Annotated in this window: 11 protein-coding genes; 9 read left to right on the top strand and 2 right to left on the bottom strand. The window is 70.5% G+C overall.

The window, feature by feature from the left end:
* Positions 1-157: 157 nt before the first annotated feature.
* Complete coding sequence (locus tag AXF14_RS14120; protein WP_067941529.1) at positions 158-844, top strand: TetR/AcrR family transcriptional regulator; 687 nt, start codon at positions 158-160, stop codon at positions 842-844.
* A complete protein-coding gene (locus tag AXF14_RS05565; RefSeq protein WP_084355386.1) occupies positions 841-2688 on the top strand; it encodes an MDR family MFS transporter in 1848 nt (615 codons plus the stop codon). The genes AXF14_RS14120 and AXF14_RS05565 overlap by 4 nt, the downstream gene beginning before the upstream one ends.
* Positions 2689-3050: 362 nt before the next feature.
* On the opposite strand, the gene ahpD is transcribed toward AXF14_RS05565, so the two are convergent.
* Both ahpD and AXF14_RS05575 read right to left on the bottom strand, forming a co-directional pair.
* Positions 3051-3581 (bottom strand): alkylhydroperoxidase, AhpD family, encoded by a 531-nt coding sequence (ahpD, locus tag AXF14_RS05570; protein ID WP_067941531.1) that lies wholly within the window; start codon positions 3579-3581, stop codon positions 3051-3053.
* 5 nt (positions 3582-3586) lie between these two features.
* On the bottom strand, positions 3587-4171 hold the full coding sequence (locus AXF14_RS05575; RefSeq protein ID WP_067941532.1) for a peroxiredoxin: 585 nt from the start codon (positions 4169-4171) through the stop codon (positions 3587-3589).
* 205 nt (positions 4172-4376) lie between these two features.
* On the opposite strand from AXF14_RS05575, the gene AXF14_RS13215 reads away from it, so the two are divergent.
* The 7 genes from AXF14_RS13215 to AXF14_RS05610 all read left to right on the top strand — a co-directional run bounded on the left by AXF14_RS13215 (position 4377) and on the right by AXF14_RS05610 (position 12298).
* Positions 4377-5522 (top strand): glycoside hydrolase family 3 C-terminal domain-containing protein, encoded by a 1146-nt coding sequence (locus AXF14_RS13215; protein ID WP_084355387.1) that lies wholly within the window; start codon positions 4377-4379, stop codon positions 5520-5522.
* A gap of 205 nt (positions 5523-5727) precedes the next feature.
* Positions 5728-6009, top strand: coding sequence for a hypothetical protein (locus AXF14_RS13945; protein ID WP_067941536.1), 282 nt, complete (start codon positions 5728-5730; stop codon positions 6007-6009).
* 214 nt (positions 6010-6223) lie between these two features.
* Positions 6224-7207: an MsnO8 family LLM class oxidoreductase gene (locus tag AXF14_RS05590; RefSeq protein ID WP_067941538.1), complete on the top strand. Its 984-nt coding sequence runs from the start codon at positions 6224-6226 to the stop codon at positions 7205-7207.
* Positions 7208-7703: 496 nt separating this feature from the next.
* A complete protein-coding gene (locus tag AXF14_RS05595; RefSeq protein ID WP_067941540.1) occupies positions 7704-8684 on the top strand; it encodes a hypothetical protein in 981 nt (326 codons plus the stop codon).
* Between the two features lie 75 nt (positions 8685-8759).
* Complete coding sequence (locus AXF14_RS05600) at positions 8760-9731, top strand: hypothetical protein (RefSeq protein WP_067941542.1); 972 nt, start codon at positions 8760-8762, stop codon at positions 9729-9731.
* Positions 9732-9767: 36 nt separating this feature from the next.
* Entirely contained in the window at positions 9768-10559 is a 792-nt protein-coding gene (locus AXF14_RS13950; protein WP_067941544.1) for an LPXTG cell wall anchor domain-containing protein, read from the top strand.
* A gap of 155 nt (positions 10560-10714) precedes the next feature.
* The gene (locus AXF14_RS05610; protein WP_067941545.1) at positions 10715-12298 is read left to right on the top strand and encodes a DUF7059 domain-containing protein; all 1584 of its coding nucleotides are present in this window, start codon (positions 10715-10717) and stop codon (positions 12296-12298) included.
* Positions 12299-12504 lie beyond the last annotated feature (206 nt).

Genomic DNA, 12504 nt, shown 5'->3' on the forward strand with positions numbered 1-12504 from the left:
GCGCTGTTCACCTCGTCACGCCACCGATCGTCGCTCGCCCCGCTCCCGCGGCATTCCGCCGAATAGGACCTCGGTCCCGGTATTCCGTGACGCCATGTGCTGAAGAGCACCATTCCTGCACTTGGTGCAAGTCTGCACTCGGTGCAGGATGTTGGTCATGAACACGACCACCGGCTCGGCCCCGACCGCTCGCGCGGCCGGCGGCCTGCGCGCCTCCAGGGCGCGCCGGACGCGCGACGCCATCCAGGCCAGTGCCCTCCGGCTCGCCCACGAGCGCGGCTACGACGCCACGACGGTCGAGGACGTGGCGGCGGACGCCGGGGTCTCCCGGCGCACCGTCTTCAACTACTTCCCCACCAAGATCGACATGTTCGTCCACGGGCCGCTCGCCCCTGAGGCGGACGCGGTCGAGGCCTTCATCGCCTCCGACGGGGACCTCCTCGACGACCTCGGCACCCTCATCGCCTCGGCGGACCCCCGCGACGGCGACGACGCCGAGGACTTCCGCCGCCTGCGCGCCGTCTTCCGCGAGAATCCCGAGATCATCGTGGCCCTCCAGCCCCGCGTGCGCCTCTTCCACTCGGTCATCCGCGCCGCCATCGCGCAGCGCCTCGGCACCGAGCTCTCGGACCCGCGGGTCCGGGCCGCCTCCGGCCTCGCGCACCTCATCCAGAAGACCGCCGTCGAGCTGTGGGCCGGCGACGACTGCGAGACCGAGGGGAGTGCCTCCACCGAGGGCGCGCACCCGGCCCCCGCCTCCGTCGCCGACGCCGTCCCGGTCGTCATCACCAGCCTTCGCGAGGTCCTCTCGACCTCGCCCCGAACCACTCAGGAGCTCTCATGACCGTACAGCAGCCCGACGCCTCCGCGCCTCGCGGCCGCCACGCGGCGGACCGCCCCGTCGACGCCGTCGAGCAGCACGGCGCCCCGGTCACCCGGGGCCGCCACGCCCACGCCGTCGACGGCTCCGCCACGGCGACCGCCACCAAGCCCGCCTCCAAGGCGTCCTCCAAGGCCTCCGGCGAGGCCTTCCACCCCGACCGCCGCTTCTGGGCCGTCTACGCGTCCCTGCTCGTCGTCATGTTCCTGTCCGCCATGGACCAGACGATCGTCGGCACCGCGCTGCCCACGATCGTCGGAGACCTCGGCGGCGCCAGCCATATGGCCTGGATCATCACGGCCTACACGCTCGCCGTCACCGTCGCCATGCCGGTCTACGGGAAGGTCGGCGACCTCATCGGCCGCAAGCGCCTCTTCCTCATCGCCATCGCGCTCTTCCTCGTCGGCTCCGCCCTGTGCGGCACCGCCACGAGCATGGGGCAGCTCATCGCCTGGCGCGCCCTCCAGGGCCTCGGCGGCGGCGGCCTCATGATCTCGTCGCAGGCCATCACCGGCGACCTCATCCCGCCGCGCGAGCGCGGCACCTACATGGCCCCGATGGGTGCCATGTTCGGCATCGCCTCCGTCCTCGGCCCGATCCTGGGCGGCTGGCTCACCGACTCCGTCAACTGGCGCTGGGTCTTCTGGGTCAACCTGCCCCTCGGCATCATCGCCTGGATCGCCGTCTGGGCCGTCCTCAAGCTGCCCGTCCACAAGTTCAGCTCCAAGGTCGACTGGGCCGGCCTGTCCCTCATGAACCTAGGCGCCGTCCTCATCGTTCTGGGCGCCACCTTCGGCGGCAACCAGCTCGAGTGGTCCAGCCCGTGGCTCATCCTCATGTTCGCCGTCGGCGCCCTGGCCTGGCTCGCCCTGCCCTTCGTCGAGAAGCGCGTCGCCGAGCCGATGCTCCCCTGGGAGGTCATGAAGGGCCGCACCTTCATCCTCACCACGATCCAGGGCATGCTCGCCATGGGCGGCATGATCGGCGCCAACCTCTACCTGCCGACCTACCTGCAGATGAGCTACGGCTACTCCGCCACGGTGTCCGGCCTGCTCCTCGTCCCGATGACCGCCGGCATGCTCGTCGCCGGCATCGGCTCCGGCATCGCCGTGACCCGCAGCGGCCGCTACCGCGCCTACCCGATCGTCGGCCCGCTCGTCTCCGCCGCCGCGCTGTGGTGGATGAGCACCTTCGACGTCGACACCCCGGTCTGGCACATCTCCGTGGCCGTCCTCATCCTCGGCTCCGGCATCGGCCTGTTCTTCCAGCTCCTCATGACGCTGGTCCAGAACGACGTCGAGGCCCGCAACCTGGGCACGGCGACCTCGGGCAACAACTTCTTCCGCGAGGTCGCGGTCTCGCTGGGCTCCTCGCTCATCGGCGTGGCCTTCTCCAACAACCTCACGGACCGGATCACCTCCAACATCGCCTCGCTGGCCTCCAGCAAGGACCCGAGCGTCCTCAAGGCCCTCGCGACCTTCCAGGGCTCCACCGGCGGCTCGGAGTCCTCGCTGACCCCGGCGATCGTCAACCAGCTCCCGGGCGCCCTGCACACGGCGATCACCACGGCCTACGCGGACGCCCTGACCCCGATCTTCCTCATGATGGTGCCGATCTTCCTGCTCGCCGCGGTCGTCGGCCTCTTCTACAAGTCGGTGCCGCTGTCGCACAAGACGGCCCTCGAGCAGCTCGAGGAGCAGCAGGCGAGTGGCCTGGCCGAGGAGGCCGAGGCCTTCGCGAACGATGAGCTCGCGGAGCCGGAGGGCGACGACGTCGTCCACGACCCGCACGCCACCGCGGTGCACTGACACGCACTGACGCTCTCGGGCCCGCCGTCGTCGTACGAGGGGTGGCGCCGGCACCGTGCATGCTCCATCGCGCCCCTCCTGCTCCGCCCCGCCCGCTCCCGCCCCGCCCTTCGCCCCAAAGGCAGACATCCTCGGCAAAGTGCGACGCCGTCGGCGTCGTACTCTGCCGAGGATGTCTGCCTCTGTTGATCGGCTCGGGAGCGCGCCGCACACGACGACGGCCGGCCGCCCCGGAGGGCGACCGGCCGTCTGCGCGAACCGGGCGCTCAGTGGCAGGGCGTGCGGCCCACGGCTGCACGGTTCGCCGATGAGTGCCCGGTCCGTGGTGCGGGGCCAGCGCTGCGCTGCGGCGGCGCTGCGGCTCAGCCGAGCGTCTCGACGACCTGGATCGCCTGGGCGGCGGCCTGGACGGTCGCCGCGATGCGGACGGCCTCCCAGACCTGCTCGGTGGACAGGCCCTCGCCGCGGACGGTCGCGTCGTGGGCGGTGACGCAGCGCTCGCAGCCGTTGATGGTGGAGACCGCGAGGGACCAGAGTTCGAAGTCGACCTTGTCGACGCCGCCGGACGTGCCGATGATGTTCATCCGCAGGCCCATGCGCTCCTTCTCGTAGTCGCCGCCCAGGAAGTGGCGGGCGCGGTAGGCGACGTTGTTCATCGCCATGATGGAGGCGGCGCCGAGCGCGGCGGCCTGGGCCTCCTCGGACAGGTGCTCCTTGGCCTCCTCGGCGACCTGGACGAGCACGGACTCGTTGCGGGTCGCGGCGGCGGCGGCGAGGAAGGTGCCCCACTGCTGCTGCTCGGTCAGCGTCGTCGTGCGGGCGAGGCTGGAGAGGTTGAGGGAGAGGTCCTTGGCCCAGTCGGGCAGGGCGGAGCGGAGGTTCGCGATCGTCATGCGGCTCAGGCCTCCATCTCGTGAAGGGCGTCGATGGTGGCTGCGCCGGCCTTCCAGTTGCAGGCGCAGAGCTCGTCGGACTGGAGGGCGTCGAGCTGGCGCAGGACCTCCTCGGTGTTGCGGCCGACGGAGTCCGCGGTGACGGAGACCGACTGGATGGCGTTGTGCGGGTCGACGATGAAGGTGGCGCGGTCGGCCTCGCCGGTGGCGCGCTTGATGCCGAGGGCGGTCACGAGGTCCCGGTTGAGGTCGGAGGCCATGACGAAGGGGAGCTCCTGGAGCTTCTCGTGGCTGCGGCGCCAGGCGTAGTGCGTGTACTCGTTGTCGACGGAGACTCCGATGACCTCGCAGTCGCGGTCCTTGAACTCCTCGTAGAGGTCGCCGAAGGCGGCGATCTCGGTGGGGCAGACGAAGGTGAAGTCCTTCGGCCAGAAGAAGACGACGCGCCAGGTGCCCTCGGGGACGTCCTCGGAGGAGACGGTCGTGAAGTAGTCCTCGGGCTGGTCGGCCTCGACGTTCTTGAGGTTGCCGGGGATGAGGCCCGTCATCTTGTAGGCGGGGAACTGGTCGCCGATGGTGAGAACGGCCATGGTTGCCTCCTAAAGGCTCGGAAGGGGTGGTGCGGGCGCGGGTCCAGGGAGGGCGCCCGACCACGTTGTCGGGACCAACGCTAGGTCGTCCATCCAATAACAACAAGTAAGTAACGAAGTGGTTTTCCGAAGGGTACATTATTGGTAGTGCTGTCCTCGTCCGTCGACGTCGACCGGCCCGCCCGGTTCTGTCTGGTCGGTAGGAATGACGGGATCGGCCACGCACCGCCGTCGTCCCGTCACCGTCAGACGGCCGCCGGGCCCCGCCGTCGTCCCGAGGAGGAGGCCCCGTGTCCATCGCCGACCAGCTCACCGACGCCCAGCGCGAGCGCGTCGAGGGGGTCCTGTCCTCCCTCACCTGAGAGGAGCACCTCAACCGGGTCCAGATCGTCTCCCTCTTCGACGCCGACGACGCCCGCGCCGCCGCGGCGAGCGGCATCGGCTCCCTCTTCTGGGCCGGCTCCGCCGAGGCCGCCGGCGAGCCGGACCCCGAGCTCACCGTCCTCGGCGACCAGGCCCCCTCGGCGTCACCCTCGAGGGCGGCGACGCCGTCGCCGCCGCAGGGGACGCCGACCTCGTCGTCCTCGCCCTCACCGAGCCCGGCCGGATCGCCGGCGAGGTCTCCTGTTGCGCCGGCCTCCGACTGCCCGGGAACCAGGTGGCCCTCGTCCACGCCGTCGTCGCCGCGGGAGCCCCGCTGGCCGTCATCATGACCAACGGGCGCCCCCTCGTCATCGGCGACTGGTGGAGCGAGCCGGACGCCGTCCTCTCGGCCTGGCACCTGGGTGCCACCGGCCCCGAGGTCGTCGCCGACGTCCTCGCCGGCGCTCTCAACCCCTCCGGCCGCCTCCCCATGAGCTTCCCCCGCACCGAGGGTCAGCTGCCCGCCGCCTACGACGCCGCGGAGAGCACGGGCCGCCCGGTCACCCGCGGCGGCGCCGAGCGCGAGACGGTCCTGGACGCCTTCCTGGCCGGGCCGCATAACGTCGACGAGTACTTCACGAGCAGGTACCGCGACGTCGCGGAGCTCGGCCCTGAGCTGCGGGTCGGGCACGGTCTGTCCTACTCGGGCCTTGGGCACGAGGGGCCCGCCCTGTCTCAGGAGGCGATCAGCCTGGCCGAGCTCGCCGTGGGGGCGAGTGTCGGGTGGAGTCCGGGGTGTTCTACGTCAGCCTCGGCGGGTACCCCGAGACGACCCCCGCGCTCCTCGCCGTCACTGGGTGAGCGACCCCCTCAAGCGGGTGAATCACCCTCACCCCCAGAGGGGGTATGCGCCCCAGGTGCGTGGCCATCCTTGGAATTATGCGGCTTTCCCGGTGCGGGTGAGGGGGTGGGTGAGGGCGAGGGGTGAGTGACCCACCCGTGGGGTGGGTGAGGGTGTCACCCGCTCGCTGGGTGAAGGTGGGGGCCCTGGCGGACCCCCGGCGGGTGCAATTCTCAATGCCCCCACACTTATAGGTGACTCTCGCTCGATCACCGTGTTTCCTAGTGGCGACACGACCGGACCACGCGGTCCGCTCCTCGAAGAACCGGGAACATGAGAGCAGGTACGCCACATGAGCACGATGACGCTGACGCAGTCCGCGGCCCCCACCCAGGTCGCGGTCCGTCGTCCCGCCACCGTCCGCCGCGAGAGCAACCTCCGTGCCGCGATCATGCCGGCCGTCTCCGGTCTCCTCCTGGTCCTCGCCGTCCTCGTCAGCGTCGGCGTCCTCTCCGCCGCCGTCGCCGTCGTCCTCGCCGGCGACTCCGCCCTCGCGACCACCGTCGTCGGCGTCGCGGGCATCGTCCTCGTCGGCGTCGGCTGCCTCGTCGCGATCCGCTCGCGCTCCTACTGAGCCTCGCGCTCACCCGTGGCGCCCGGAACTCCGGATGCCGCCGACCCAGACTTCCGGGCCGGCTCACCCTTCTTCCTGGCTTGGGGTGAGTCGGCCCGGTGCCCTTAACGGGGCGGTGTGGAACGCCCGACCCGGAATGCCGACGACGGCGTCGGCGTTGCTCACCACGGGTGGGTGGGAACCCTGCCCTGACGCGACGGAGACAAGGAGCAGCATGAAGCTCAGTGCACTCGAGCAGATCCCCCTCTTCGAGGGGCGCACTCCCAGGGAGGGCCTCGAGCAGACGGTCCGCCTCGCCCAGGGGGTGGAGGAGCTGGGCTTCGAACGCTTCTGGGTGGCCGAGCACCACAACACGAGCGCCTTCCTCTCCAGCGCCCCCGACCTCGTCATGATGCACGTCCTGGACGCGACGAGGACGATCCGTGTCGGCTCGGGCGGCGTCATGGCGATGCACTACGGCAGCCTGCAGATGGCCGAGCGCTTCGCGACCCTCGCCACGCTCCACCCCGACCGCGTCGACATGGGCCTGGGCCGCGCCCCGGGCGGCGACATGCTCGCCTCCCACGCCCTCAATCAGAACCGTGTCATCGACCCGGACTCGATCAACACCCTCATCGACGAGACCAAGGCGCTCGTGCTCGACGAGCTGCCGGTCGACCACCCCTACGCCTCTCTCGAGGTCCACCCGACGCCGGCCGTCCTGCCGCAGTTCTGGCTCCTCGGCTCCTCCGGCCAGTCGGCCGCCTGGGCCGCTCAGCACGACATGAACTACGCCTACGCCCAGTTCTTCTCGGGCCGGCAGTCCGTCGACGTCATGGACCACTACCGCTCCCACCTGCCGGAGGGGGCGACGGCGGGTCAGACCCTCTCCGCCCTGTGCGTCTCCGCCGCGTCGACCCGCGAGGAGGCCTGGGAGCAGGCCCTCGTGGCCGGGGCCTTCCGGCTCGGACTGCGCACCGGCCGCTCTGGCGGCTTCCGCTCCCCGAGCACCTTCACCCCGGAGTTCCGGGAGCAGGTGGAGCAGTACCTCACCCTGGATCCCTCGGTCATCATCGGCACCTACGACGAGGTCGCCGAGGTCGTGAGCTCCTTCGCGACGAATCATCGCACCGACGAGGTCATGCTCATCAGCTACATCGACGACGTCGAGGTCAAGGTCAACCAGTACCGCGAGCTCGCGAAGCGCCTCCGCGACTGAGGTCCTGGCAGGGGCCGCGCGTGCGTCTCTCACGGATCGACTCAACGGCGGTGATTCGGGATGCTTCGGCGTTCTGGGGCGCCGCTGTTTCGGGCCTAAAGTCCTGACTTCGGGTGCCCGGAGGGGCTTCGCAAGGAGATTTCATCGAGCCTGGCGTCCAGATCGTGACCATGCTTTACGGATCATTGTGGCGCCAGGGTGTTTGTGCAGGTCAGGGGTTGTTTCGGGTTCTTCCGGGGCCGCAATAGGGCAGCCTGGGGATAGGTAGTAACGATGAGATGTGGACTAGCCGACTCTCGTTGACGCCTCAACGAGCGCGCGATGGTGGGGTTTTCGGCCAGTTTTCGGTGCAAACAGGCATGCTAATCCTTTATTAGAACGACAGTGGAATATCGCTGGTCGGGATCGTGGGATCTGGGTACCGTCACACGTGACTGAGGGATCGCTGTGGGCCCCGCACCGTGTCCCCGCCCCTTCCACTGGCAAGGCCCCTCCCATGTCCTCCTCCGCACCCAGGCCGCTGACGGCCGCGCGGTACGACGGTGTGCCGCGGCGACTGCTCGCACTCCTGGCGGCGCTCGCCATGGTGTTCTCGACCGTCGTCGCCGGTGTCGTCGCGGCGCCGCGCGCCTCGGCCGCCGAGCTCGCCGGCCAGCTCACCAACGTCAGCGTGACGACCACGAAGACGACCGTGACCGACGGCGCCTTCATCACCTCCACGATCAACTTCTGCCTGCCGTCGACGGCCGTCGCCGGCGACACGATCACGATCACGCTGCCCTCGCAGACCCAGAAGTGGACCCGCACCTTCACGGTCAACGGCTCCAGCGCGGCTCGAGCGAACACCGTCTTCGGCGAGGGCGTCGTCGACAACAACCAGAGTCCCGCCGCCGCGACCATCACGCTCATGGACGCGTGCTCGGACCTCGCTGGACGCGGTGACCTGTGCGTCTCGCTCGACCTGTCGGGGTACGTGACCACGACGCAGGAGGCCGGCACGGAGCTCCTCATGGACTACAAGATCGGCTCCGAGACGGTCACTCCCACCAACCCGCCGGTCATCGTCAATCCGAACCCCGCCGGCAAGGACGTTCCCCCGGTAACCCCGCAGAAGAACGGCCGATTCACGAACGACGGCGACCGCTGCCAGCAGGCGGACACGAAGGAGGGGTGTCTCGCGTGGGACATCACCGTCCCGCTCGTGGCCACCGATGAGAACGGCACGCCGAACGACCTCACCGACGACACCCCGCGGGTCGACGCGAACGGCAATCCGGTCATCGCCGACGAGATCACCGTGACGGACACCGCCCGCTCCGCCAGCTGGCAGTGGTACTGCGCCAGCACCACGAGCCGCGTCACGGTCAACACCTACAACGCCGCGGGCACCGCGCACGCGACGGGCACCCAGTACCTCACCGCCACCGGTGCCAAGGACCCGGTCACCTACCCGGGTCTCGTCAAGAGCGTCTCCTGAACGCCCGACCAGCTCTCCGTCACCTTCGACACGACGGTCCTCGATGACCCGACGACGGCGACGGACGAGCGCGCCATGATCTCGCTGACCCTCACCTGGCGGGCCACCCCGGTCAACGTCACGCAGGCGCAGACCACCTACAACAACGACGTCTCGATCACGTCCAACCGTGGCACCTACCAGCGTCGCACCGAGTACTCGAACACCCGCGTCGGCGGCAACATCACCGGTGACGGCATCACCGTCTCCGAGCACGACCGCGAGACCGGTGCCGAGGCGGACACCGCCGCGGACGCCATCGACCTGCCCTCCGGCACGACGTCCCGTCCGATCGTCATCCAGGTGACGAACTCCGGCACGACCTCGCTGCGCAACTTCACCGTCACCGACTCCATCATCGAGGGGTCGGGCGAGCTGAGCGGTCTCTACTGCGACTTCTCCGCCTGGGGCGGCTCCGACCACGTCGACGCCACGACGGACGCCAACGGCGAGCTCGTCGTCTCCAGCCTCACCGCGGCCGAGGCCGCCGCGGTGGCCGCGGGCACGACGCCGGTCGCCTCGAAGTCCTTCGCCGTCGCCGTCCCGGCCGGCGAGCACTTCAGCTGCTACGCGACCGTTGAGGGCATCGTCGGCGTCCACGGCGACAACGTCACGGTCACCGCCTACGGCAATGCCAAGGTCCAGGGCGACAACCCCTTCTACGCCAAGGGCGACGAGCCCGCCTTCGCGGTCTCCAAGGTCTCCACCGACAAGACGGCCGACAACACGACGGGCCTCGTCAAGCTCGCCGGCGGCCAGACCACCCTCGACCGCTCCTACACGGTGACGGTCAAGAACACCGGCTCAGCGGACGGCACCTCGGCCCCGGTCTACGACACCCCAGCTGCCCACGACGGCTTCACCATCACGGGCGTGACGGTGAACGGTCAGCCGGCGGAGATCGCCGACGGCAGGGTCGCCCTCGCCAAGGACGGGGCCACCCTCAAGGCGAACGACGGCAAGGATGGCGGTGATGACGAGAAGACCTACACGATCGTCGTCTCCTAGGCCATCGACTACTCCGTCATCACCTCCGAGGGCTGGATGGCCCTGGGTGAGTGCGCCGCCGCCGGCTCCACCTCGGACTCCGTTTCCGACAAGGGCGTCGCCAACGTCGTCACCATGGAGGGCGACTCCGACGCCGAGCAGACCACGAACAACTGGGACTGCACCCCCGTCACCCCGCCCACCCCGTCGATCGACATCGAGAAGATCGATGAGAAGGGTCACGACGCGGACACCGCCAAGGAGACCGTCGGCCTCACCAAGACCAACGGCGTCATCGGCCTCGACGTCCCGGTGACGAACGCGGGCTCCGTGGACCTCACCAACATCGTCATCACCGACCAGCTCCTCGCCGGCTCCGGCAACGTCACCGAGCTGACCTGCGACATGACGAACTACGGCGGCAAGGTCGTCACCGACGACCTCTCTGACGGCAAGATCCGCATCGAGGGTGGCCGCGACGTCGTCCTTCCGGTCGGCAAGGTCATCGACTGCACCGCCAAGCTCTCCGGCGTCACCGCCGTGGTCCACTCCGACCGCATGTCGGTCATCGCGGACGGCATCATCATCGGCGTCGACAAGGACGGCAAGAAGACGGAGAAGCTCGTCCCGGTCAAGGACCACGACGACTACTTCGCCAAGACGACCGTCCGCCCGACGCCGAGCACTCCGGCCACCCCGGTCAAGCCCGGTACGCCGAGCAAGCCCGGTAAGCCGACGCACTCCCTGGCCCACACGGGTACGGACTCCCTCGCCGCGATCGTCCTCGCGGCCGGGGCCCTCACCGGAGGCGCCGTCCTCGTCGGCTCCCGCCGTCGCAAGGACGCCTGAGCGACCATGGACCGCCTGAGCCGGCCCGCCGGCTGAGCGCCTGACCGACTGCCCGCCACCACCGCGGTGGCGGGCAGTCGTGCGTCCCGGGGGCGGCGGCCCCGAGGGCCCCGGCGTCGTCGGCCTGGCCGGGCGCCCCGCGATAGCGTCGGGCCATGACCTCGACGCCCCCGCCCACCGCCACCGCCCAGCAGGCCGCCGACCTGCGCAAGGACCTCGAGGCCTCCGGCTGGGGCGTCGACACCGTCAAGCATGCCCTCGGTGAGGTCGCCGACGCGGCCCTGCGCCGCGAGATCCGCTTCCCCGCCCTCCTCGCCGTCCGCGCCGGCCTGGCCGAGGACCGCGCCGCCGGCGCCACTCCGAGCCCCATCGCGATCCTCACGGCCCTCTTCATGCTCGGCGAGCCCGTCGCCGCCGCCGAGCTCGACACCGCCCTGCGCCGCACCCGCACCCGCGACGCCGTCGCCATGGGCCTCGTCACCGCCCCGGACGACGAGGGCATGGTCCGCGCGCTGGTCGACCTGCGCCCCCACGAGTCGAGCGACGCGGAGGGGGACGTGCGCTGGTGGGTCGCCTCCGACCTCGGCGAGCTCACCACCGGCCGCGCCCTCGAGCCCGACCACGTCCTCGGCATCGGCGGCGCCGGCCTCACCCTGGCCGCCCTCACCCCGCGCACCCCCGTCGCCACCGCGCTCGACCTCGGCTGCGGCTGCGGCATCCAGACCCTCTACCTCCTGCGACACGCCCAGCACGTCGTCGCCACCGACATCTCCGAGCGCGCCCTCGCCTTCACCCGGTTCAACGCGGCCCTCGCCGGTACGGAGGAGGGACGCCTCGAGCTCCTCGCCGGCTCCTTCCTCGAGCCCGTCGCGGGGCGGCGCTTCGACCTCATCGCCACCAACCCGCCCTTCGTCATCACTCCGCCCGCCGTCCGCGAGGCTGGGCTGCCGCTCATGGAGTACCGCGACGCCGGCGGCCCGGTCCTGCCGAACCTCGTCCCCGTCCTCGGCGAGCACCTCGAGCCCGACGGCACGGCCGTCATGCTCGGCAACTGGGAGCGCCACCGCTTCCAGGACTGGCGCGAGCGCGTCGAGTCCTGGGTCCCCGACGGACTCGACGCCTGGGTCGTCGAGCGCGAGGTCCAGGACCCCGTCGAGTACGCGACCATGTGGCTGCGCGACGGCGGTGAGACCCCCGAGCGGGACCGCGCCGGCTTCGAGGCGGTGCTGGCCGCCTGGATCGGCGACTTCGCCGCCCGCGACGTCGAGGAGATCGGCTTCGGCTACCTCATGCTCCACCGCCCCGCCGCGGGGGAGGGGCGCGAGCCGTGGCGCGTCCTTGAGGAGGTCGCCACCATGGGGGAGGGGCCGCTCGGCCCCCACGTCGCCGAGTCCATCGCCACCCGCTCGGGCCTCGCCACCATGAGCGACGACGCCGTCGCCGACCTCTACCCGACCGTCGCCCCCGACGTCACCGAGGAGCGCCACCTTCGCCCCGGCGAGTCCGAGCCGAGCGTCATCCTCATCCGCCAGGGCGGCGCCTTCGGCCGATCCGTCCAGGCGGACACCGCGCTCGCGGCCCTCATCGAGGTGGCGGACGGCGAGCTCACCGTCCGCCAGATCGCGACCGCTGTCGCCGCGCTCACCGGCGTCGACGCCGAGGCGCTCACCGTCGACATGGTGGCCGCGACGCGCGGTCTCGTGGCGGACGGCTTCCTGACGCTCGCCACCGACGAGTAGGGGATCGGGTCGCGCGAGCGGTCTGTGGACGTCACCCCTACGTCCCATCCATGCAACCTCGGCGCTTCGTGGATGCTCGCTGTGAGAACGGCGTCGCGTTGTTGCGGAGCCGTTACCAACGTGGGTGAATCCACGAAGTTGAGGGTTCTGTGGTCTGCGGCGTTATTGGGACCGCGGGGTAGGGTTATCGCACTGCGAGTGCCTTC

This window comes from Actinomyces radicidentis (genome assembly GCF_001553565.1).
Taxonomy (GTDB): Bacteria; Actinomycetota; Actinomycetes; order Actinomycetales; family Actinomycetaceae; genus Actinomyces; species Actinomyces radicidentis.